The organism is Brevundimonas sp. UBA7838 (assembly GCF_002500885.1).
Taxonomy (GTDB): Bacteria; Pseudomonadota; Alphaproteobacteria; order Caulobacterales; family Caulobacteraceae; genus Brevundimonas; species Brevundimonas vesicularis_C.
The window spans coordinates 1-21,741 of the sequence record NZ_DLTK01000072.1; the positions used below are offsets into that span (position 1 = coordinate 1).

Here is a 21,741-nt window from a genome sequence, read left to right on the forward strand (position 1 = left end):
TACACCTTCAAGATGCCGCAGCCGATCCCGTCCTACCTGCTGGCCATTGCTGCCGGCGACCTGGTGTTCGAGCCGATTTCCCAGCGTTCGGGCGTATGGGCCGAGCCGGCCATGGTCAACAAGGCCGCCAAGGAATTCGAGGACACCGAGAAGATGATCGGTGCCGCCGAGAACCTGTACGGTGAATACCGCTGGGGCCGCTACGACATGCTGGTGCTGCCGCCGTCGTTCCCGTTCGGTGGCATGGAAAACCCGCGCCTGACCTTCGCGACCCCGACCGTCATCGTTGGCGACAAGTCGCTGGTGTCGCTGGTCGCGCATGAGCTGGCACACAGCTGGTCCGGCAACCTGGTGACCAACGCCAGCTGGAAGGACATCTGGCTCAACGAAGGCTTCACCACGTACGTGCAGGCGCGCATCACCGAGGCGCTGTATGGCCAGGAAATGGCGGAGATGGAGCGTGAGATCGACCAGACCGATCTGCTCAACGAAGTGAAGGACATGAGCCCGGCCGACCAGGCCCTGGCGCTGCCGCCGCTGAACGAGCGTGACCCCGACGAGGCCCTGAGCCAGGTCGCCTACGTGAAGGGCTCGTGGTTCCTGGAGTTCCTGGAACAGCGCTTCGGCCGCGAGACCTTCGATCCGTTCCTGCGTGGCTGGTTCGATGACCACGCCTTCCAGAGCGCCAACACCGACCAGTTCGTCGACTACCTGAAGAAGAACCTGCTGCCGAAGAACCCCTCGGCGGTGAGCGAGGCCGAGCTGAAGGCATGGCTGGACGAGCCGGGCATCCCGTCGTTCGCCACCAAGGCACAGTCGCGCAACTTCAGCAGCGTCGATGCCGCGCGCATCGCGTTCTCCGGTGCGGGCAGCCTGCCGGCCAACCAGGTCACCGCCGAGTGGGGCACCCAGGAATGGGTGCGCTTCATCGATGGCCTGGGCCAGACGCAGCCGGTCGAGAAGCTGGCGCAGCTGGACAAGGGCTACCACTTCACCGGCACCCCGAACGGCGAGATCGCCATGCGCTGGTATCCGCTGGCCATCCGCAGCGGCTACGAGCAGGCCAATGATGCGGCCGCGGCGTTCATCGAGCGCGTCGGCCGTCGCAAGCTGATCATGCCGATCTACGCCGAACTGGTGAAGACCCCGAAGGGTCTGGAGCTGGCCAAGCAGGCCTTCGAGAAAGCCAAGCCGGGCTACCACCCGATCACCACCGCCTCGGTGCAGGATCTGCTGGCCAAGGCTGAAGCCAAGTAAGCGGCAATGCCGGCCGCTGGCCGGCAACCAGGCACTGCGTCACCGGCAACGGCGGGGAAACCCGCCGTTGCTGTATCCGCCATCCGCCGCCGATAGAATCAGAGGGCACCCGCAAAGGACTTCCGAATGAAACGACTGATCCTGATCACTGCCTGCGCCCTGGCCCTGGCCGCCTGCAGCAACCCGGAGGCCGAGCGCCAGCAGCAGGAGGCCGCTGCCGCGCAGGAGCGCGCCAAGCGCGAGGCCGACGCCGAGGGCATCGGCAAGCTTTACGACGCAGCGGTCACCGCCACCGATTGGGAGAAGGCGCGCATCCATGGTGCGGCGCTGCTCGACCAGTACCCGGATTCGGACACCGCCAAGCGCATCGAGCCGGGCTTTGCCGAGGTCCGTGAGAAGGCGGCTGCCGCCAGCGAGCTGCGCCGCATGCAGGCCTTGTGGAATTACAACCAGGTGCCGGTGAAGGGCGGTACGCAGCGTTCGGCGGCGATCTACAGCAAGGACCGGGTGGAAGTGGACAGCACCGGCGCCAAGCAGGTGAACCTGGTGTTCCGTGATCACCCCGAGTGGAAGCGCCACGCCTACCTGGTGCTGCAGTCCAGCGACTTTGCCAAGGCCTGCTACCGTGCCTGCCAGGTGAAGGTCAGCGTGGACGGTGCCCCGGCCCGTACCATGGCTGCGCATCGCCCGGACACCGATGAAGCCATCGCCATGTTCATCGATGACAACCGTGGCCTGTGGCGGCAGGCACGCAAGGCCAAGGTGATCGAGATCGAGTTCCCGGTGCAGGCAGGGGGCACCCGCAAGGCGGTGTTTGAAGTGGGTGGGCTGGACGGCAGCCAGATGCCGAACTGGGATTGAGGCCGGTGCTTGTTGATGTGGCGCGGCGCAATGACGTCGCCGCCAGCCGTCATTGGGTGTTCGACATGGACGGCACCCTGATCACCTCGACGCTCGCCGCCGAGCGCGTCTGGACCCGCTGGGCCGGACGTCACGGCCTGGACGTCGCGGCCCTGCTGTCGGTCATGCACGGGGTGCGGGCCATCGACACCATCCGCAACCAGAATCTGCCCGACATCGACCTGGACGCCGAGGTCGCCTGGGTCGAGCGCGGCGAGATCGAGGACGTCGACGGCGTCGCCCCCATTCCCGGCGCCATCAACTTCGTCAAACGCCTGCCGCCCGACCGCTGGGCCGTCGTCACCTCCGCGTCCGTCTCCCTGGCGAAGGCTCGATTGAAGGCGGCCGGCGTGACCCCGCCCGCCGTCATGATCACCGCCGAGGACGTCGAACGCGGCAAGCCCGACCCCGCCGGCTATCTGAAGGCTGCGGCGGCTCTCGGCTTCGACATCGCCGACTGCCTGGTGTTCGAGGACGCCGAGGCCGGGATCAGGGCGGGCGAAGCGGCCGGGGCGGATGTGATGGTGGTGACGGCGGCCTGGACGCATCCGTTGGAGACGGACCATCCGAAGCTGACGGACTATGCGGATGCGACTCTGGAAGTCCGATCCGATGGGCGTCTCGTCCTGACGCTTTAAATCCTCCACCGCGCAGCGGGGGAGGGGGACCGCGCGAAGCGGGGTGGAGGGGGCGGACGCAATCTCGATCTGAAACGTCTGCCACCGCACGCCCTTCGCCCCCTCCACCGCTTCGCGGTCCCCCTCCCCCATTACGCTGCGCTTCACGGGGGAGGATTGAGCGCCTATCTTCGTCCCATGATCGACGACCTCTACAGCGCGCGCATCCTGACGCTGGCGGCGAACCTGCCGCATGCGGGCCGCCTGACCGCGCCTGATGGCACCGGCGAGCGGGTGGCGAAGCTGTGCGGGTCGCGGGCGACGGTGGATGTGACGCTAGACGACCAGTGTCACGTCGCCGAGTTTGCTCAGGACGTAAAGGCCTGCGCCCTGGGCCAGGCCGCCGCCGGGGTGCTGGGCCAGTCTGTGATAGGCGCTTCGGTCGAAGAGATCACTGAGGCGCGCGACGCCATGTCCGCCATGCTGAAATCCGGCGGCGAAGGCCCGAGCGGCCGGTTCGAGGACCTGCGCCTGCTGAAACAGGTCGCCGACTATCCGGCCCGCCACGCCTCGACTCTGGTCTCCATCGAGGCGACGCTGGAGGCGGTCGATAACGCCCTGACCGCTCGAACTCGCCTCGCCGGCGCGGCCTGACGGGCACGACCGGTTGATCCCCCTGTGATGACGGGGGATAAGCGCGGCGAACCCATCCAGCCCCCGGCGAAGGGACATATGTCTCTCTATGAACGCGGCGTCCGCGCGGCCCATCGGGGCTACAAGCTGACACTGTCCCCCCTTATCGGCCAGCAGTGCCGGTTCCTGCCGACCTGTTCGGACTATGGGCGCGACGCCCTGATCCACCATGGTCCGGTCAAGGGGGGGTGGCTCACCGTGCGTCGTCTCTGTAAATGCCATCCCTTCGGCGGTTCGGGCTATGACCCGGTCCCGCCCCTGAAGACCGACGAAAAAGAACAGTCATGATCGATCTGAAATTCCCCGACGGCGCGGTGCGTCAGTATCCGGCCGGCTCGACGGCGCGCGATGTGGCGACCTCGATCTCGCCGTCGCTGGCCAAGAAGGCGGTTCTGGCCGAGCTGAATGGCGAGCAACGCGACATGGGTCGGGTGCTGGAGACGGGCGGCGACTTCCGCCTGATCATGCGCGACGATCCCGCCGCCCTCTATACGATCCGTCACGACACGGCCCACGTCCTGGCCGAGGCGGTCCAGACCCTGTTCCCCGGCACCCAGGTCACGATCGGCCCGGCCATTGAGGACGGCTTCTACTATGACTTCTTCCGCGAGGAACCCTTCTCGACTGACGACTTCGCCGCCATCGAAAAGGAGATGGGCCGGATCGTCGATCGTGACGCCAAGTTCGAGCGCGAAATCTGGGACCGCGACGAGGCGATCACCTTCTTCGAAGCGCGCGGCGAGAAGTTCAAGGCCGAGCTGATCCGCGACCTGCCGGGGACCGAGACGATCACCCTGTACAAGCAGGGCGACTGGATCGACCTGTGCCGGGGTCCGCACTTCCCTTCGACGCGCCACGTCGGCAAGGCGTTCAAACTGACCAAGCTGGCCGGCGCCTATTGGCGTGGCGACTCGAAGCGCGAACAGCTGCAGCGCATCTACGGCACCGCCTGGGCGACCAAGGAAGACCTGGACGCCCACCTGCTGCGTCTGGAAGAGGCCGAGAAGCGCGACCACCGCAAGGTCGGCAAGGCGATGGAGCTCTTCCACATGCAGGAAGAGGGCCGCGGCATGGTCTTCTGGCACCCCAAGGGCTGGGTGCTGTGGCGCGTGCTGGAGGCCTATATGCGCCGCCGCCTGGACGCCGCCGGCTATGTCGAGGTCAAGACGCCCCAGGTTCTGGACCGGAAGTTCTGGGAACAGAGCGGCCACTGGGACAAGTATCGGCCCAACATGTTCGTCTGCGAGACGGTCGAGGGCGAGGAGCTGTCGCTCAAGCCGATGAACTGCCCCGGCCACGTCCAGATCTTCGATCAGGGTCAGCGGTCGTACCGCGAACTGCCGCTGCGCATGGCAGAGTTCGGCGCCTGCCACCGCTATGAGCCGTCCGGTTCGCTGCACGGCCTGATGCGGGTGCGCGGCTTCACCCAGGACGACGCCCACATCTTCTGCCGCGAGGACCAGATCGTCGAGGAGACGGCCGAGTTCATCAAACTGGCGCGCAGCGTCCACGCCGACCTGGGGATGGAGACCGCCTATATCAGCCTGGGCACCCGGCCCGAGAACCGCGCCGGGTCGGAAGAATTCTGGGACAAGGCCGAGGCCCTGATGGCCGAGGCCGCCCGCGCGGCCGGGACCGAGCCAGTGGTCACGCCGGGCGACGGCGCCTTCTACGCGCCCAAGCTGGACTTCATCGTCAAGGACGCCATCGGCCGCGAATGGACCTGCGGCACGATCCAGCTGGACTATGTCCTGCCGGAACGTCTGGACGCGACCTACATCGCCGAGGATGGCCAGAAGCACCGGCCGGTCATGCTGCACCGGGCGATCCTGGGATCGTTCGAACGGTTCATCGGCATCATGATCGAGAACTACGCCGGCGCCTTCCCCCTGTGGCTGGCCCCGACCCAGGCCGTGGTGGCCACCATCACCTCGGACGCCGACGACTACGCCCGCGACGTCATGGCCCGGTTCAAGGCCGCCGGTCTGCGCACCGAGATCGATCTTCGCAACGAGAAGGTCGGCTACAAGGTGCGCGAACACTCGGTCGGCAAGGTGCCGGTCATCGCCGTGGTCGGCCGCCAGGAAGCCGAACAGGGCCTGGTCGCCATCCGTCGCCTGGGCTCGCAGGCCCAGACTGTGGTCACGGTGGAGGAGGCCATCCGCCTCCTGACCGACGAGGCCACCCCGCCGGACCTGAAACGAGACCAGACGACCGATTGAGGCCGCGCCTTCGCGACGATTGTCGCCTAGGATAGGGCGTCAGGCCTCAGCACGCTCCCGTGTCTGTACCGGCAAGGGTCGTAGGGGAGAGCAGGCATGCCCAGCACCATCCTGGTCACGGGCGGCGCCGGCTATGTGGGTTCGCACGCCTGCCTCGCCCTGTCCCGGGCCGGTTTCACGCCGGTGGTCTATGACAATCTGTCGAACGGCCATGCGGCCTTCGTTCAGTGGGGCGAGCTTGAGATCGGCGACATCCGCGACGGCGCACGTCTGGATGCGGTGATCGCCAGACACAGGCCCGTCGCGGTCCTGCATTTCGCCGCCCTGATCGAGGTCGGGGAATCGGTCAAGGCGCCGGGCCGCTTCTATGACAACAATGTCGTCGGCGCCCTGACCCTGATCGAGGCGGCGCGGCGCGGCGGGATCGGGGCGATGGTCTTCTCCTCGACCTGCGCCACCTATGGCGACCCGGTCTATCTGCCGATGGACGAGGCCCATCCCCAGGCGCCGCTGAACCCCTATGGCCGCTCCAAGCTGATGGTCGAACAGGCCCTGGCCGACTATTCGACCTATGCCGGCTTTCGCTCGGTCTGCCTGCGCTACTTCAACGCCGCCGGCGCCGACGAAGAGGGCCGGATCGGCGAGCGCCACCACCCTGAAACCCACGCCATTCCCCTGGCGCTCCAGACGGCGCTGGGCCAGCGTCAGGGGTTCAGGCTGTTCGGCGACGATTATGACACCCGCGACGGCACGGCGGTGCGCGACTATGTCCATGTCATGGACCTCGCCGACGCCCATGTGCGGGCGCTGAAATACCTGCTCGACGGCGGCGAGACGACGGTCTTCAACCTGGGCACCGGCGCGGGCACGACGGTCAGGGAGCTTATCGACGCCATCCGCCGCACGACCAACCGGCCCTTCCCCGTCGAGACCGCGCCGCGCCGACCCGGCGACGCCCCCTGTCTGGTGGCCGACAACAGCCGTGCGCGCGAGGTTCTGGGCTGGCGGCCGACGCGAACGTTGGACGACATCGTTCGCACCGCCTGGCGCTGGCATGCCGCCGAGCGGGAGGCGCTTGAGGTCTAAGCCTTCGCACGAAACCGAACAGAGGAACGCAAATCCGAAAGATCGCTTGTGACGGGGTGCGCGCCTGCGCCCCATCACAGATAGCGAGACACGACCATGGCCGAGAAAACCCTCGACACCCTGTTCCACGACACGCTCAAGGACATCTATTACGCCGAGCGAAAGATCCTGAAGTCCCTGCCCAAGATGGCCCGCGCGGCGCAGTCGCCCGAGCTGAAGGCCGCCTTCGAAAAGCACAAGGACCAGACCGAAGGCCAGATCGAACGCCTGCAACAGGTCTTCGAACTGATCGGCAAGGCCCCGCGCGGCAAGACCTGCGACGCCATCGAAGGCATCCTGGCCGAGGGCGACGAAATCATGGAAGAATACAAGGACACCCCGGCCCTGGACGCCGGCCTGCTGGCCGCAGCCCAGGCGGTCGAACACTATGAGATCACCCGCTACGGCACGCTGAAGCGCTGGGCGCTGGTGCTGGGGATGAAGGACGCCGCCGCCCTGCTGGACGAGACCCTGCAGGAGGAATCCCAGACCGACGAAGACCTAACCGGCATCGCCGACGCCGCGGTCAACGCCGACGCGATGAAGACGGCCTGACCTTCGGTGGAGGCGGTTTCGCACCGCCTCCACCCATCCTCTTGCCCTCGAAATATACGATACCGGACACAAATAGCGATAAAGACTAGCGTTCACCGTATGTTAGGCGACCGTCATCGAAGCTGGCTCTCTGACCTTGGAGAGCAATCCGATGACCCAGCCCCAATCCGCCGCAGGCCGCCCGGTTCTGCAATACGTGATTGCCGCTGGCTATATGCGTTATCTGCTGATCGCCAGTTGGGCGCTTGCCTTGGGCACGGTCACGGGCTGGCGGGAAGCCGTGGCCTGGTTTTGCGCCGCCACGTCCATCGGCATGGTCCGAACCTTCGTCGAACGCCGCCTGGTGCTATCGGATCGCCGACTTCACGACCGCATCAAGCTGACGATCGCGACCGTATCCTGCATCGCCTGGGCGGCCGCACCACTCTTGGCCTTCGTTCATGGCGGCGCCTATGGCGTGCCTTTGGGCGTAGGTCTTCTGATGGCGGGTTACGTGCTGGTCTTCACCCAGATGCGCGCCGCGCCGCGAGAAGCGGTGATCGTCTCGGCGCCCTATTCCATCGTGACGGTCTTGCTGCTGATCAGCCTATGGGGCGATCCGGGCTTCTGGGTCATGCTGGGCATGGTCCCCGTCCTGGGGCTGGCCTTGTTCATCAAGGTTGTCATCACCCAGATGAAGGACGGCGACCTTGAGGCCGTGAACCGCCGCCAGGCCGAACTGATCGCCGAGCTGGAAATCGCGCGCGATCGCGCCGACGCCGCCAGCGCCGCCAAGTCCAACTTCCTGGGCGTCATCTCGCACGAGCTGCGCACGCCGATGAACGGGGTGCTGGGCGCGGCGCAACTGCTTCAGATGTCCGAACTCAGCGACCGCCAGAAGGAGTTCGTCAGCGTGATCCGCGCTTCGGGCGAGGGGCTGATGGTGCTGCTGAACGATATCCTGGACATCACCAAGATCGAGTCCGGCAAGATGGAACTCGACATCGCCGACATCGAGACAGACACGCTGCTGACCCGGCTGACGGGGCCGTTCAAGGCCCAGGCCGAGGCGCGTGGCCTGACTTTCGCGACTGAAATCCGGGGCGATCTTCCGCCCCTTCTGAAGATGGACCCGCTGCGCCTGGCGCAGGTCACGCATAATCTTCTGGCCAATGCGATCAAGTTCACGCCGCAAGGCGAGGTTCGCCTGGTCGTCGAAAGCGAACCCCGCGCCGACGGCCGCATCGCCCTGGGGATCAGCGTCGTCGATTCGGGCATCGGCATCGCCGCCGACGATCTGTCGCGCCTGTTCCAGCCCTTCTCCCAGGTGGACGGGTCGTCCACGCGCAAGTTCGGCGGCACCGGCCTGGGCCTCAGCATCTGCCAACGCCTGGCCGTCCTGATGGACAGCGAGATCACGGTGGCGTCGATCCCGGGCCAGGGATCGACCTTCACCCTTCACGCGACGTTCGACACGCCCGTGATGCAGGACGCCCGCATCGCCGCCTGATCAGTCGCGCAGCAGTTCGTTGACGCCGGTCTTGGCCCGCGTCTGGGCATCCACCCGCTTGACGATGACGGCGCAGTACAGCGACGGCCCGCCGTTGGGATCAGGCAGCGCACCCGGCACCACGACCGAATAGGCCGGCACCTCGCCACGGAAGACTTCGCCCGTCGCCCGGTCCACGATCTTGGTCGAACCCGACAGATAGACGCCCATGGCCAGGACCGCGCCCTCGCGCACGATCACGCCCTCGGCGACCTCGGCGCGGGCGCCGATGAAACAGCCATCCTCGATGATGGTCGGATTGGCCTGCAACGGCTCCAGCACGCCGCCGATGCCCGCGCCGCCCGACAGGTGCACGTTCTTGCCGATCTGGGCGCACGAGCCGACCGTGGCCCACGCGTCGACCATCGAACCCTCGTCCACATAGGCGCCGATGTTCACGAACGACGGCATCAGGACGACATTCCTGGCGATGTGGGCGCCGTGACGAACGATGGCGCCGGGCACCGAGCGGAAGCCGGCGGCCTGATAGTCGGCGGCGGCCCAGTCGCCGAACTTGTTGGGCACCTTGTCCCAGAAGGGTCCGACGGCCGCCGGATGATCCGCCGACAACGGCATGACGGACGCAGGGCCGGCGCGCATGATCTGGTTGTCGTTCAGGCGGAAGGACAGCAGCACCGCCTTTTTCAGCCACTGATGCGTGGTCCAGACGCCGTCCGCGCCGCGCGAGGCGACACGCGCCTGGCCGGAATCCAGCAGGGCCAGCGCCGTTTCGACGGCGTCGCGGACCTCGCCGTGGGTGGCGGCGGACACCTCGGCGCGCTGTTCCCAGGCGGCCTCGACGACGGATTCGAGATGCGACAGATCGGTCATGCGGCGTCCTTGAAGGTCAGGTCGGAAAGGAAGTCCAGAAGATCGGGGGCCACATGGTCGATGTGGTCGCCCAGCGGCTTGCCGTGGCCGTCGCCGATCAGGACCGTGGCCATGCCCAGCGCCTTGGCCGGCTCCAGATTCTTTGGCGTGTCCTCGAAGAAGGCGGCCTGGTGCGGATCGATGTCGAACCGTTCCAGCATCCGGCGGAAGGTGGCGGGGTTCGGCTTGGGCGTTAGATCCCCGTCCTCGATGGCGAAGACGTCGGCGAAACAGTCGGCGATCCCGATCCGCTCCAGCACCCGATGCGCATACTCCCGCGCGCCGTTGGTGAAGACGTAGCAGCGGCCGGGCAGGATCTTCAACCGTTCCGACAGACGCGGATTGGGTTCGACCCCCTCCAGCGGCACGTCGTGCACCTCATGCAGGAACCGCTCGGTATCGACCGCATAGTTGGCCATCAGACCGGCCAGGGTGGTGCCGTGCTCGTCCAGGAACTGGCGCTGCATCGCCGCCGCCGTCTCGGGATCCAGCCCCACGGCCTCGACCACGAAGGCGTTGATCCGCGCCTGCACCAGCCGCATCAACCCCTGCTCGCGTGGATACAGGGTGTCGTCCATGTCGAACACCCAGGCCCGCACGTGCCCAAGGGATGCAGAATGGTGATCGCTCAAGACGCCTTCACCAGGGTGCCGGCGCCGAATTCGGTGAACAGCTCGACCAGCATGGCGTGCGGCCGGCGACCGTCCAGGATGACCACCGCCTCGACGCCTGCGCGCACGGCCGCCATGGCCGTCTCCAGCTTGGGGATCATGCCCCCGTGGGCGACGCCGCTGTCGATCAGGGCTTGCGCCTCCTCCAGCGTCATCTGGCGAATGATGTCGCCGTCCGCGCCCTTGACCCCCGGCACGTCGGTCAGCAGCAGCATCCGCTTGGCGTTCAGCGATCCGGCGATGGCGCCCGCCACCGTGTCGGCGTTGACGTTGTAGGTCTGTCCGTCCTCGGCGACCCCGATCGGGGCGATGACCGGCACCCAGTCCTCGGTCTCCGACGCGATCAGGCCCTTGATCAGCTTGGGATCGACCTTGGTCGGTTCACCGACATAGCCCAGGTCCACCTCGTGCTCGATCATGCTGTCGGGATCGCGCTTGGTCCGGCGCGTCTTCTCGACCGTCAGCAGGCCGGCGTCCTTGCCCGACAGACCGACGCCGCGCACGTCGGCCTCCTTGCCGGCCATGGTGATCCAGTGAGCGATCTCCTTGTTCACCGCGCCCGACAGCACCATCTCGGCGACCTCCATCGTCGCCGGGTCCGTGACCCGCAAGCCATCGACGAAGCTGGACTTCACCCCCGCCTTTTCCAGCATGGCGCTGATCTGCGGCCCGCCGCCGTGCACCACGACCGGATTCACCCCCATCAGCTTCAGCAGCACCACGTCGGCCGCGAACTGCCTCGCCACGGCGCTCTCGCCCATGGCGTGGCCGCCGTATTTGATGACCACGGTCTCGCGGTCATAGACCTGAATATACGGCAAGGCCTCGGCGAGCGTCTTCGCCGTCTCCCAGCTGCGTTCTTCCGACTGGCGTTCTGTTTCGTTCATCACGCGCGGGGAAATAGCGGGGGATGGGAGTGGTGTCACGCGGGAAGGCGTCTCGAAGGCAGTCACAGGGTCTCTGCCTATGGCCATGCAACTGGCGACCATGCTAGGCCGCCCACATGCAAAGTCCCAACGCTGTCATTACGTTGTCCGAAGGTCTTCGGACGCCTGTCGTCATCGGCGGCGGCGCCAGAATCGCCTTTATCGCCGGTCCCTGCCAGATGGAAAGCCGTCAGCACGCGTTGGAAACGGCCCATGCCTTGAAGGAAATCGGCGAACGGCTGAACGTCGGCATTATCTACAAGACCAGTTTCGACAAGGCGAACCGCACCAGCGCCAGCGCCGCCCGCGGCATCGGCCTAAAGGAGGCCATGCCGATCTTCGCCGAGATCCGCGAGGTCACCGGCCTGCCGACCCTGACCGACGTCCACTCCGAGGCCCAGTGCGGCCCGGTGGGCGAGGTGGTCGATGTGCTGCAGATCCCGGCCTTCCTGAGCCGTCAGACCGACCTGCTTCTGGCCGCCGCCGCGACTGGCAAGGCGATCAACATCAAGAAGGGTCAGTTCCTGGCCCCCTGGGACATGAAGAACGTCATCGCCAAGGTGGTCGGCGCGGGCAATCCCAACGTCATGGCCTGCGAGCGGGGCGCCAGCTTCGGCTACAACACTCTGGTCAGCGATATGCGCGCCCTGCCGGTGCTGCGCGAAATCGGATGCCCCGTCGTGTTCGACGCAACCCACAGCGTCCAGCAGCCGGGCGGCCAGGGCACGTCTTCGGGCGGTCAGCGCGAGTTCGTGCCGGTTCTGGCCCGCGCCGCCGTCTCGGTCGGCGTCGACGCGGTCTTCGTGGAGACGCACCCGGATCCGGACAATGCGCCGTCGGATGGCCCCAACATGGTGCCGCTGGATCAGTTCGAGGCCCTGGCCGCGCAATTGATCGCCTTCGACGACCTGGCCATCAAGATCGGGGCCAAGGCGCCGGTGGCGCAGGCCTAGTATCCGGCGGCGCAGGATTAGTATTTAGGCGCCTGTCGGCATTGTTAGTACGTGCCTCAATATCGACAGGGATGAACGAATGCTTTTAACGTCGCTGGCTATCGTTTTAAGCTACGCAGATCAAACGCATATCTAGAGATTAGGAAGCACGATGCGCTCATCCTCTCTTGCCATTACGCCAGCACTTTCACGACCATCTGTCTGTGTCGACGGTTTCAACATGGCCCTTCCCAAGGGGTCTGGCATAGCGACCTACGGCAGAAATTTAGTCCACGCGCTCAATACTACTGGCCGACACACATCCATCTTGTATGGCCCGGCCGCTGACCAGACATCGAATATCGCGGCAAATACAGCAGCCATCGCTGATGGACCGCCGCCACGAAGCCGAATCGACAAGAGAAGTCGCTGGCGTCGGACATTGACCTCCCGTTTCGGACGAACGGCTGAATTCATACCGTTGAGCGATCTGGTGATCTGGTCGAATGAAAATGGTGGACGCCCACCAATCAACGGGGCGTGGTCTACGCGGGACTTATATTCGATCGCAGGTCGCGCTTTTCAGAAGTACGGAAGCGTCACACCCGTATCCTTTCGAAGGAGCACGCACAGCAATTCTCCGGACGTGATGCACTGGACCTGCCCGCTGCCTCTACATGCCCCGAAAGCAATTAATCTGCTAACAGTACACGATCTGATTCCCCTGCGCCTGCCTCATACAACGACAGACGATACATCGACCTACCTGCGCCTGTGCCAAACAGCCGTTGACCGTGCAGACCATATAGTTGTCGTTTCAGAAACCACACGTCGGGATTTGATTGAGATACTAGACGTCAATGAAGACCGGATTACAAATACTTATCAAGCCGTATCACTTCCGACTGATTTGATTGATAAATCGCAAGAGGACGCGATTTTAGATATCGAAGAGACCTTGGGGCTAGGCTGGCAAGGATATTTTTTATACTTTGGCGCCGTCGAACCAAAAAAAAATCTTGCCCGTCTGATAGAGGCGCACCTGACGTCAAGAGTCGATGCGCCTCTAGTAATCGTGGGTGGCCGAGGTTGGCTTGATGCTGACGAAAACGCCTTTCTAGAGCAACTCACATTCGATTCGAACGTCCGAAGCGACCGCATACGGCGCTTCCCCTACATGCCCTTTCACCTGTTGGTGAGTTTGATTAGAGGCGCAAGGGGTGTTGTATTTCCGTCGCTCTATGAAGGATTTGGCCTGCCCGTTTTAGAGGCCATGCTGCTTGGCGCCCCCGTCATTACGTCCAACGCAGGCTCTTTACCAGAAGTCGCTGGAAACGCCGCGCTAAGTATCGATCCATATGACATCAGCTCTATCCGAGACGCCATCCGTCAAGTCGATGGGGACACTTCGTTGAGAAACGAGCTGAGCCAAAAAGGCCGCCTGCAGGCGCAACGATTCAGTCCTGAAAACTACGCATCCGCCATTTCAAAAGTGTATGCCCGCCTCGGCGTCTGATTATAGCCAAAAGCCCTACCCATGGTGATTTGGTCTGGTTAGGATCAAGGATCAAGGATCAACGGCTAACGCATCGCAACATGGCGGCTCCTTGTCGCGGCGGCGGCAATCACTGGTACTGAAGAGACTTGTCGGCGCATGAACGAACACAAGAACAGTGATCAAAAACCGTCCATCCGTAGGCGGCTTGCGAGATGGCGACGCAAGCTAAGCCTGCGCATGAGCAGATCCTCTTATGACCCTGCCACCGTGATTTTAGAAAGCGGGCTATTCGATCCTGACTGGTATCTCGCCCGCTATCCCGACGTCGCCGAAGCCGAGTTGGATCCACTTGAGCATTTCGTAGCCCACGGCGGTAGCGAGGGGCGCAAGCCTGGCCCAGGGTTCGACTCCCGCTGGTATATGGACCGCTATTCGGACGTTCGATCTTCGGGGATGAATCCTCTTGTCCATTTCATACTTCGTGGCGAAGGCCGCGAGCCTATGAAACGGATTGGGTTGAAAGGCGTGAAGACTAGCGAGGCAGATTTCAGAGATGCTGCAGAAATTCTCCAAAGCCCATTGTTCGAGGCTTCGGCTTATGCTCGAAAACACTTAGACGAGAAGCAGCTGCCGGCGACCGCTGCACTACATTACCTAAAAATAGGCGCCTTCAGCGGCGAGCCTGCAGGCCCAGATTTTGATTCTGCCGCCTACCTCCGGGCTTACAGTGATGTTGCGGAGGCCGGCTTGAACCCCTTGCTGCACTTCATCCGCCATGGCGCAGCAGAGGGACGTCGTGCCTTCACAACGCAAGAAGCAGCACGCGAAGTCATTCCGTTCAAGCCGCGACCACGGCGTCCTGAATCTCCACCAACCGTCACGCCCGCATACGACTGGCTATCCTCGCGAACCTTAAAGGGCCGCCCAGGCCGAGCCTTGGCTCAAGTAGGAGGAGTGACCGTTGGGCTGTTGGCCGATGTCTACGACGACCGGACAGAGCCCTTGCCCGCGTCGCTGCATCACGCTCTGCATCGCCTCGGACTTCTGAGCGCCAAGGACCAAGTCTCGGTTAGTGCGAAACTCGGTAGAGCAGCCCGAGAGATTCCGGCAGAGCCAGCGCATCAGGCCCATACAATTCCCCGATTGACGGATGGATGGTTCGTAAACGACGGAATGGTACGCCTTCGTTTCGAGCAAAGTGAAAAACACGTCGTTCGACTGCTTCAGGTTACGGAATCTGGCAAGATGCGTCTTGTGGGGGAAGCCGCGCTGGATGGTGGCCGTGAACTAGTCGATGCGGCCCTATGGAACCCCTATCAGCCAATTCTGATCGTCTACGCAGCGCCGACCGGACGTCTGACGGGCGGGGATCTGATTGGTTTTCCAAGTCTGTTGCGAAACGGTCCGCACAACGCTGAAATTGCGGCGATGGATTGGGGGCAATCCAGCGCCGATCGGCGTGAGCATCTGGAATCATTACTGTTTCAGAAACTCGCGGTGGCCCGCCATGATGGAGCCTTCGCAATCGGAACCATCGCCGTCGATCTGGAGGCCGCGCATGGAGCAGAGAAGATATTCTCTGGTCCCGTGCTCACATGGTTGTCGGATTTGGGCCTCTCGATGAGGCCACTACAAGATGATCTCGACAAAGAAGAGACAGCAGCTAACCGCTACTTGGCGCGCATTTTGACGTCCTGTGCCGATAGGGTTGCGCTTCGTTCGGCTACTGGAGTTCTAACCCTCTCGGCGGACTCCTTGCCGACGATTGAGGCCCTCTTCGCGCTCAAATCCGACTATCCCGAATCTGGCGCCGGAGCGTTCTTATTGAGTGACGTCGGAAGATCGATGCCAAGGTGGCTGACGTCGCTACCGCAAGCGGCCGCCGAATTGGCCGCACTTCAACCGGCAAGTTCGGCTGTTATGATGCCCACACTGACTATGGGCGGCGGGGTCGCGGGCAAAGCTCAGCGTCGGCTCGGCCCCTTAAGCATCAGATTTCGTGCCTCCGTGCCCACCACCGATGCACGCATGATCTTTCCTGTGGCGCCAGATGACACCCATCCCGTCCTGCGGACCGCTCTGTCGTCCAGAACAAGAAAGCGAGCCCGCATCTCCGTTGTGATTTCAGGCGCTACAGCGGACTCACCGACGTCTCTGATTGAAACGCTCGCCCGCCAGACGCTTGCGAACGCATTGGACATCCTGATCATCCTTCGACCCGGCGTAGCGCTCGACCCTAGGCTAGAAACTGTTCTGGATCAGAGTTTTCCGCGCAGGCACCGGATCGTCCCGGTTGCGGGAACATCTGCGGCTTCAGACCTCAACACCGCCGTCGAAACGATCGCCGATCCCGTGAACATGGTTTTGCTATGCCGCACCGGCATTGACCTGCATGATGCGCGAACCCTTGAGACACTTTATCTTCTGGCATCTCACCGGGGCGTCGCCACAGCGGGGTGCGTGATCGTGAGGGAAGGCGGATTCCAGGACGGCCGCCGCCTGCAGTTTCAGTCCGGCGGCATCTTCCCCGCCCAGATTTCACTCAGTGCGTTTCCCGCAGTCACGTTTAGAAGGCTGGAGACTCTGGATGCCCTGCCGCTCGCGACCTATCCCGTGGCGGGCAATGATCTTGGCGCGGCCATGATACCGCTAGCGGCATGGCGCCAACTTCACGGGTTCAACATCGAATGCTCGGATTCGGACTATGAGTTGGACTTCTGCCTCCGCGCTCTAAAGGTCGGGTTCACGCATCTTTGCACTTCGGCGCTGACCGCGACGGACACCAAGGCGAAGACATTCTCGCCGCGTTCCGAATTGACAGCGCCTGGAGCGTTCGACCTGAAGGCAAGCGTGGACATGATTGATCGCGTCACGATCCTGCGGGCGCTGACCTGATGCGGGTCACGATCGTCGCGCCTTCAGAGCAGTATATGGCGCTAGCGGGCGTGAGAATTCGCTACTTGCGAATGATCTCTCGGCTTGAAGCAGCCGGCCACCTGCTCGAAATCATGCAGGTCGCCGACTTCGACCGTCGCATTCCTATGGAAAGTGATGCCTATATTTTTAGCAAATGCTACGATGCAAGAAGCTTCCTCGTAGCCACAGCCATACGCGCCCAAGGTCGGTATGTCGGCATCGACGTCTTCGATGACTACTTTGATCAGTCTAGGGACAGTCAATTTGTACGCCACCGCGAGTGGCTGCGTACGATGAGCGAACTTTGTGATTTTTTCCTTTGCTCGACTCCGCGCATGCATGAGGTGGTCAAGCGGTTCATGCCCAACACCCCTGGTCATGTGCTCAACGATCCCTTCCACGCCTTTGACGCCAAATCTGTAGGTGACTTGGCTTACGAAAAGCTCGCCATGGCACGGCGCGAGCGCCACATTGACGTCCTGTGGTTCGGAGTTGGTGACAATCCAAACTTCCACATCGGTTTGAAAGACCTGGCCGCTTACGGCGACAGCCTGCAGCAGATGCAACGTCGCGGATTTGACGTCAGGTTACGCATACTCACGAACCGCCGCGCCCTCGATCTGGACGGATTAGTGAGCATATCGCGCCTAACGATTCCCCATTCCGTCGAGGAATGGTCGCAGGCGCGCGAGACCGAGCTTCTTGCTCAAAGCCTTCTGGCCTTCATTCCTGTAAATGCCCAAGCGTTCAGTATCGCTAAGTCCTTGAATCGCGCCGTGACGGCCCTTACTGGCGGGGCCCAGGTTCTTTCGCCCGGCTATCCGCTCTACCAGCCGCTGGATGAATTTATCTACGACACAACCGACAGCTTCATCGATGACGTAGAGTCCAATCGTCTAAAGGTCCGTCGCGCCACGACAAGGGCGCTTTCGAACACCCTCTCGACATGGGGTGATCCGGATCGAGAAAGCGAAAAGCTGATGGATTTCCTGCAACTGATCGTCGATCTCCCTGCAGCGCGATCGTCCTCGGAAACCCTGACCGGGGTCCTGCACGGCTCACGCAGCCCGGTAGACTGCCACAAGGCCGCGCAACGCCTGGGACATCTGTCTATCGCGGGTCAAGTCAACGCTCCGAAACTCAATTATGATGTTCGGTTCTTCACCGACGAGAATGGCGCACAGGTGCAATTTAGCGCTGCCGCCAAACAGGCGCTTCACTCCGAGCTGCGTCAGGTTCTGACACCAGCGACCTCGCCTTCGGGCAAGGCCGTCGATGCGTTGCGGTTAGACGATGCCCTTCCCGGTCATCCCCTGAATGTCTTTCGCCCCAATGACGGCGCAAGGGCGACGGTTTCGGCCTATATCGACAGCGTCAATCTGATTGAGGACGCCGTTCAACGCCTGTTTCCAGGAATCCGTATCTATCACTCCGAACTCGACGCGCCCTTCTTGAACAGACCGGCAGGTCGCGCCTTCGACGCCGTTCACGGTGCGCGCCCATGAACCGCAGATACGTGGTGTTCGTTCTTAATCTGCTGCAGGACGTGAATATCGTTCGTCCCCTCGCGATGCTGGCCGCCAAAGAAATGGACGTCGCCGTCGCATTCCTGATTTCGGACCGTTTCCATGTGCGGGACAAGCAGAAGGTTTGGGGCGTCGAAATCGACAAACTAGCGGACGATATCTCAGCCGAAGTCTTCGTGTATGACGGCGTCGAGAGTGCGTTTCAGTGGCTCAGCCCACGGCACGGCGCCCTGATCGCGGCCAGCGAATCCAATCTGTCGGCGCATCATGAGGTCCACAATGTGTTCCGCATCGCACCGGCCGGCTTCGTCACCGTCACCCTGCAGCATGGTTTCGAGTGCGTCGGCTTTCTGCAGAACCGCGAACATGACAAGGCGCATGGCCGAAACGTCCGCTTCGGCGCCGACATCGTGGCCGGCTGGTTGGACGAAGACGGCATGGCGTCAATGGCCTCATCGGAAAAGCCAAAACTGGTCGTGACCGGGCCAGGACTCGTGCTTCAGCGCCCAGACGTCCAGCGTTCGCCCTCGGCGGAGGGCCTGATCTGCGAAAATCTCCATTCCGTGCGTCTGAGCGCCAGCGGCGATTTCAAAGCCAGCTTCATGGACGTCTTCTTCGACTTCTGCGAGGCCGTCGAATCCGACGGGAAGAAGGTGGCGCTTCGCCCTCATCCCGGGGGCCAGTATGTCCTGAAAAACAAGCTGACGCTGCCGGACAACGTGGTGCTGGCGAACAATCCGATCTATCGGACCAATCTGGGCGCCTATCGCTATGGCGTGTCAGCGCCGTCTTCCGTCGTCATCGACATGGTTATGGCCGGGATTCCCACGGCCGTCTGGCGCGATCAGGACGGCATGATGGACACGCGGCATTATGACGGGCTGACCATGATCAGCGCTCTCGACGACTGGCTGGCGTTTCGTCGTGACGCCTTGGATCGTCCCGAGATGATCCTTGAGCGCCAGGACCGATATCTGCGCGGTCTGGGCATGCCCAGGGATGTCGATGACGTCCGTGGACGGTTCCTAGATCTGATGGAGACGGCGTCGCGGCGGTGGCCCGCCCCGGCGGCGGCCAAGAGAGTCTCGCGCGCCCAGACAGAGGAGGATGCTGATGGCCTCTCGATCTCCAAGCCTTAGCATTTTGGTGGTCTGCGACACCGTGGGCGCGACCCAACACATCAGTTTCGCCCAACCTCTGGCCGACAGCATCGCGGCGGGCGACGTCGTTCTGGCCATGGTCGGACACGATCCGGCATGGACTGACCCGGTCGTGTGTCAGGCGTTGTGGGAAGCCCATCAGGCGGACGTACTGGTCCTGTCGCGCTACACCTCGGGCTTGGCGCAAGGGCTGATCGCCGCCGCGCGTCGGGCCTGCAAGCCGGTGGTGTTCCACATCGACGATGATCTGCTTCATGTGCCGGAAAGCCTCGGCCGGTCCAAGTTCGAGCACTATAATGCCCCCGAACGCCTGGCGGCGTTGCGCGCCGACATGGAGGCCAGCGATTTCGTCTACGCCTCCACCGCCGCCTTGGCAGCGGCTCTGAAATCCTCAGGGATCACGACTCCGATCATCGCCGGCGACATCTATTGCTCGATGGATTCCGAAAGCCTGCTGACAAGCCGGCCGGCGACCGGCCCCGTGATCGGCTATATGGCGACAGGCGGACACGGCGCCGATCTGGATCTGGTTCTGCCGGCGGTGCGCCGGTTGATGAGGGAGATTCCCGACCTCAGATTCGAAACTTTCGGCACCATCGGGGCCACCCAGTCTCTGTCGGAATTCGGATCGCGGGTCGGACACCATCGCGGTGTTCCCAACTATTCGCTGTTCCTCGCGCGCCTTAGCGAACTTGGATGGTGGGTCGGGATCGCGCCGTTGGAGGATACGCCGTTCAACCGCTGCAAGGCGGACACTAAATGGGTCGAATACACCTATGCGGGCCTGGCCGTCGTGGCGGCCGATCTGCCCGTCTATCATCGCGCCTGTGCGGATGGGGCCGGTCTGCTCGCCGCGGACGAACAGGCATGGTATGAAGCCCTTCGGGCCTTGATCCTGAACAAGGATCTGCGGTCAGGCACCGTCAGCGCCGCCCGCAGCCGCCTGTCAGCCCGGTATTCCCGCGACGCCCTGCGTCGACAACTACTGGGCATACTGTCCACGCAGTCTCCAAAAGCCGGAAAGCTGAAAAGCAGACAACGATGACGATTCAAGACCTCCAAGGGACGCGCATATTCATAACCGGAGGGGCAGGCTTCATCGGCTCGCGCCTGACGCGGGCCCTGGCCGAACGCGGCGCGGTCGTGACCATCTTCGATAACCTGCTGGAGCAGGTGCATGGTCCGTCCCCGAAGCTCGTACTGGACGGGCGCCTCATCAAAGGGGATGTGCGGGACAAGGCTGCGCTTTCCGAAGCCTTGGGCGCCCATTCTCCGAACATCGTGATCCATCTGGCGGCCGAGACCGGCACCGGGCAATCCGCTGACGAACCGGTCCGCTACGCCGACGTGAACGTGGTCGGAACCGCCAATTTGATCGAAGCCCTGAAGGGCTTGCAGACGCCCCCGCGACGCGTCGTGCTGGCGGCGACGCGCGCCGTCTATGGCGAAGGCGCTTATGCGGACGCTCAGGGTCGCATCTCGGCGCCGTCGCCCCGCACATCCGACGCCATGGCCCAGGGCGTTTTCGATCTTTTCGACAACACCGGCGCGCCGCTGACGCCGCAGGCCACATCGGAAGCCCTGCCGCCTCGACCAGGCTCTGTCTACGGGTCCACAAAACTAATGCAGGAGTATCTGCTGCAGCAGACGCCCGCGCCGTGGGACGTGGTCATTCTTCGGCTTCAGAACGTCTATGGACCGGGCCAGTCCCTTCGAAATCCCTATACGGGTGTCCTGTCGATCTTTTGCCAACAGGCCATGGAGGGCGCCACGTTGGCGATCTATGAAGACGGCGCGATCTTCCGCGATTTCGTGTTTGTCGACGATGTCGTGGCGGCCTTTGTGTCCGCTTGCGACACGCCCAAGGCTGGCGATCATGTCATCAATATCGGCGCGGGCGAGGCGACTTCCATCCAGCAGGCCGCGGAACTGATCTTGAAAAATCTCGGCCTGCCTGAGGACCGCTTGACCATCAGCGGCGCTTATAGGGCCGGAGACATTCGACACGCGCTCGCGGATGTCACGCAGGCGCAACAGGTGCTCGGATGGCGCGCGCGTGTTTCCTTTGAAGCCGGCGTGGCCGACCTTGCGGTTTGGGCTCGCAGCGAGAGAAGCAAACAATCCTAGGGCCGGATCGGCCCGAGCGAAGTGCGGATCAAGCGGAACGCAGTCCAACTCATCCGATTTCGCTCTAGGATCGACAGCAGGTATCGAAGACGGATTCCCTTGATGGAATTCGTCGCGTGACGAACAGGCCGGAACAGCGAGGCTCAAGTGCAGAGACGCAAGGTTTTCATTCTTGGCGACAGCCACACGACCGCCATAGCCGAAGCGGTCAAGCGGCG

General features: G+C 63.2%; 19 protein-coding genes. 16 read left to right on the top strand and 3 right to left on the bottom strand.

Features of this window, described 5'->3' with window-relative positions:
• From B3T77_RS05710 to B3T77_RS05750, 9 genes are all read left to right on the top strand, one after another.
• The coding region (locus B3T77_RS05710; RefSeq protein WP_292078108.1) for a M1 family metallopeptidase at positions 1-1,257 on the top strand (1,257 nt) is incomplete at its 5' end.
• Between the two features lie 126 nt (positions 1,258-1,383).
• Entirely contained in the window at positions 1,384-2,118 is a 735-nt protein-coding gene (locus B3T77_RS05715) for a hypothetical protein (RefSeq protein ID WP_292078110.1), read from the top strand.
• A 5-nt stretch (positions 2,119-2,123) separates the two neighbouring features.
• Positions 2,124-2,795: an HAD-IA family hydrolase gene (locus B3T77_RS05720; protein WP_292078111.1), complete on the top strand. Its 672-nt coding sequence runs from the start codon at positions 2,124-2,126 to the stop codon at positions 2,793-2,795.
• 177 nt (positions 2,796-2,972) lie between these two features.
• Positions 2,973-3,428, top strand: a complete 456-nt coding sequence (locus B3T77_RS05725; protein ID WP_292078170.1) for an iron-sulfur cluster assembly scaffold protein — start codon at positions 2,973-2,975, stop codon at positions 3,426-3,428.
• A 78-nt stretch (positions 3,429-3,506) separates the two neighbouring features.
• Positions 3,507-3,755: a membrane protein insertion efficiency factor YidD gene (yidD, locus tag B3T77_RS05730; RefSeq protein ID WP_292078113.1), complete on the top strand. Its 249-nt coding sequence runs from the start codon at positions 3,507-3,509 to the stop codon at positions 3,753-3,755.
• On the top strand, positions 3,752-5,689 hold the full coding sequence (gene thrS / locus B3T77_RS05735) for a threonine--tRNA ligase (protein WP_292078115.1): 1,938 nt from the start codon (positions 3,752-3,754) through the stop codon (positions 5,687-5,689). Before yidD ends, thrS begins: the two co-directional genes overlap by 4 nt.
• A 96-nt stretch (positions 5,690-5,785) precedes the next feature.
• The gene (gene galE, locus B3T77_RS05740) at positions 5,786-6,775 is read left to right on the top strand and encodes a UDP-glucose 4-epimerase GalE (RefSeq protein WP_292078117.1); all 990 of its coding nucleotides are present in this window, start codon (positions 5,786-5,788) and stop codon (positions 6,773-6,775) included.
• Positions 6,776-6,871: 96 nt separating this feature from the next.
• Entirely contained in the window at positions 6,872-7,369 is a 498-nt protein-coding gene (locus B3T77_RS05745; RefSeq protein WP_292078120.1) for a ferritin-like domain-containing protein, read from the top strand.
• A 151-nt stretch (positions 7,370-7,520) separates the two neighbouring features.
• A complete protein-coding gene (locus B3T77_RS05750; protein ID WP_292078121.1) occupies positions 7,521-8,858 on the top strand; it encodes a sensor histidine kinase in 1,338 nt (445 codons plus the stop codon).
• Here B3T77_RS05750 and dapD read toward each other — a convergent pair whose 3' ends face one another.
• The 3 genes from dapD to argB are packed head-to-tail and all read right to left on the bottom strand — an operon-like array spanning position 8,859 to position 11,325.
• The gene (gene dapD, locus B3T77_RS05755; RefSeq protein WP_292078122.1) at positions 8,859-9,728 is read right to left on the bottom strand and encodes a 2,3,4,5-tetrahydropyridine-2,6-dicarboxylate N-succinyltransferase; all 870 of its coding nucleotides are present in this window, start codon (positions 9,726-9,728) and stop codon (positions 8,859-8,861) included. It abuts the gene before it with no gap.
• Positions 9,725-10,366 (bottom strand): pyrimidine 5'-nucleotidase, encoded by a 642-nt coding sequence (locus tag B3T77_RS05760; RefSeq protein WP_292078171.1) that lies wholly within the window; start codon positions 10,364-10,366, stop codon positions 9,725-9,727. Before B3T77_RS05760 ends, dapD begins: the two co-directional genes overlap by 4 nt.
• A 29-nt stretch (positions 10,367-10,395) precedes the next feature.
• A complete protein-coding gene (argB, locus tag B3T77_RS05765; protein WP_135194182.1) occupies positions 10,396-11,325 on the bottom strand; it encodes an acetylglutamate kinase in 930 nt (309 codons plus the stop codon).
• A 116-nt stretch (positions 11,326-11,441) separates the two neighbouring features.
• Between argB and kdsA the strand changes: the two genes are divergently transcribed.
• The 7 genes from kdsA to B3T77_RS05800 all read left to right on the top strand — a co-directional run bounded on the left by kdsA (position 11,442) and on the right by B3T77_RS05800 (position 21,523).
• A complete protein-coding gene (kdsA, locus tag B3T77_RS05770; RefSeq protein WP_292078123.1) occupies positions 11,442-12,317 on the top strand; it encodes a 3-deoxy-8-phosphooctulonate synthase in 876 nt (291 codons plus the stop codon).
• Positions 12,318-12,777: 460 nt separating this feature from the next.
• On the top strand, positions 12,778-13,812 hold the full coding sequence (locus B3T77_RS05775) for a glycosyltransferase family 4 protein (RefSeq protein WP_292078124.1): 1,035 nt from the start codon (positions 12,778-12,780) through the stop codon (positions 13,810-13,812).
• Positions 13,813-13,950: 138 nt separating this feature from the next.
• The gene (locus tag B3T77_RS05780; RefSeq protein WP_292078125.1) at positions 13,951-16,689 is read left to right on the top strand and encodes a hypothetical protein; all 2,739 of its coding nucleotides are present in this window, start codon (positions 13,951-13,953) and stop codon (positions 16,687-16,689) included.
• Complete coding sequence (locus B3T77_RS05785) at positions 16,689-18,215, top strand: hypothetical protein (protein WP_292078126.1); 1,527 nt, start codon at positions 16,689-16,691, stop codon at positions 18,213-18,215. Before B3T77_RS05780 ends, B3T77_RS05785 begins: the two co-directional genes overlap by 1 nt.
• Positions 18,212-19,375: a hypothetical protein gene (locus tag B3T77_RS05790; protein ID WP_292078127.1), complete on the top strand. Its 1,164-nt coding sequence runs from the start codon at positions 18,212-18,214 to the stop codon at positions 19,373-19,375. The genes B3T77_RS05785 and B3T77_RS05790 overlap by 4 nt, the downstream gene beginning before the upstream one ends.
• Entirely contained in the window at positions 19,350-20,441 is a 1,092-nt protein-coding gene (locus tag B3T77_RS05795; RefSeq protein ID WP_292078128.1) for a hypothetical protein, read from the top strand. The genes B3T77_RS05790 and B3T77_RS05795 overlap by 26 nt, the downstream gene beginning before the upstream one ends.
• Complete coding sequence (locus B3T77_RS05800) at positions 20,438-21,523, top strand: NAD-dependent epimerase/dehydratase family protein (protein WP_292078129.1); 1,086 nt, start codon at positions 20,438-20,440, stop codon at positions 21,521-21,523. The genes B3T77_RS05795 and B3T77_RS05800 overlap by 4 nt, the downstream gene beginning before the upstream one ends.
• Positions 21,524-21,741: the final 218 nt, after the last annotated feature.

Excerpts from the sequence above, each read along its gene's own strand:
- B3T77_RS05795 (WP_292078128.1), top strand. The coding sequence starts at position 19,350 with ATGGCCTCTCGATCTCCAAGCCTTAGCATTTTGGTGGTCTGCGACACC.
- argB (WP_135194182.1), bottom strand. The coding sequence starts at position 11,325 with ATGAACGAAACAGAACGCCAGTCGGAAGAACGCAGCTGGGAGACGGCG.
- yidD (WP_292078113.1), top strand. The coding sequence starts at position 3,507 with ATGTCTCTCTATGAACGCGGCGTCCGCGCGGCCCATCGGGGCTACAAG.
- B3T77_RS05790 (WP_292078127.1), top strand. The coding sequence starts at position 18,212 with ATGAACCGCAGATACGTGGTGTTCGTTCTTAATCTGCTGCAGGACGTG.
- B3T77_RS05785 (WP_292078126.1), top strand. The coding sequence starts at position 16,689 with ATGCGGGTCACGATCGTCGCGCCTTCAGAGCAGTATATGGCGCTAGCG.
- B3T77_RS05780 (WP_292078125.1), top strand. The coding sequence starts at position 13,951 with ATGAACGAACACAAGAACAGTGATCAAAAACCGTCCATCCGTAGGCGG.
- B3T77_RS05715 (WP_292078110.1), top strand. The coding sequence starts at position 1,384 with ATGAAACGACTGATCCTGATCACTGCCTGCGCCCTGGCCCTGGCCGCC.
- B3T77_RS05800 (WP_292078129.1), top strand. The coding sequence starts at position 20,438 with ATGACGATTCAAGACCTCCAAGGGACGCGCATATTCATAACCGGAGGG.
- B3T77_RS05725 (WP_292078170.1), top strand. The coding sequence starts at position 2,973 with ATGATCGACGACCTCTACAGCGCGCGCATCCTGACGCTGGCGGCGAAC.
- thrS (WP_292078115.1), top strand. The coding sequence starts at position 3,752 with ATGATCGATCTGAAATTCCCCGACGGCGCGGTGCGTCAGTATCCGGCC.
- B3T77_RS05750 (WP_292078121.1), top strand. The coding sequence starts at position 7,521 with ATGACCCAGCCCCAATCCGCCGCAGGCCGCCCGGTTCTGCAATACGTG.
- galE (WP_292078117.1), top strand. The coding sequence starts at position 5,786 with ATGCCCAGCACCATCCTGGTCACGGGCGGCGCCGGCTATGTGGGTTCG.
- dapD (WP_292078122.1), bottom strand. The coding sequence starts at position 9,728 with ATGACCGATCTGTCGCATCTCGAATCCGTCGTCGAGGCCGCCTGGGAA.
- kdsA (WP_292078123.1), top strand. The coding sequence starts at position 11,442 with ATGCAAAGTCCCAACGCTGTCATTACGTTGTCCGAAGGTCTTCGGACG.
- B3T77_RS05745 (WP_292078120.1), top strand. The coding sequence starts at position 6,872 with ATGGCCGAGAAAACCCTCGACACCCTGTTCCACGACACGCTCAAGGAC.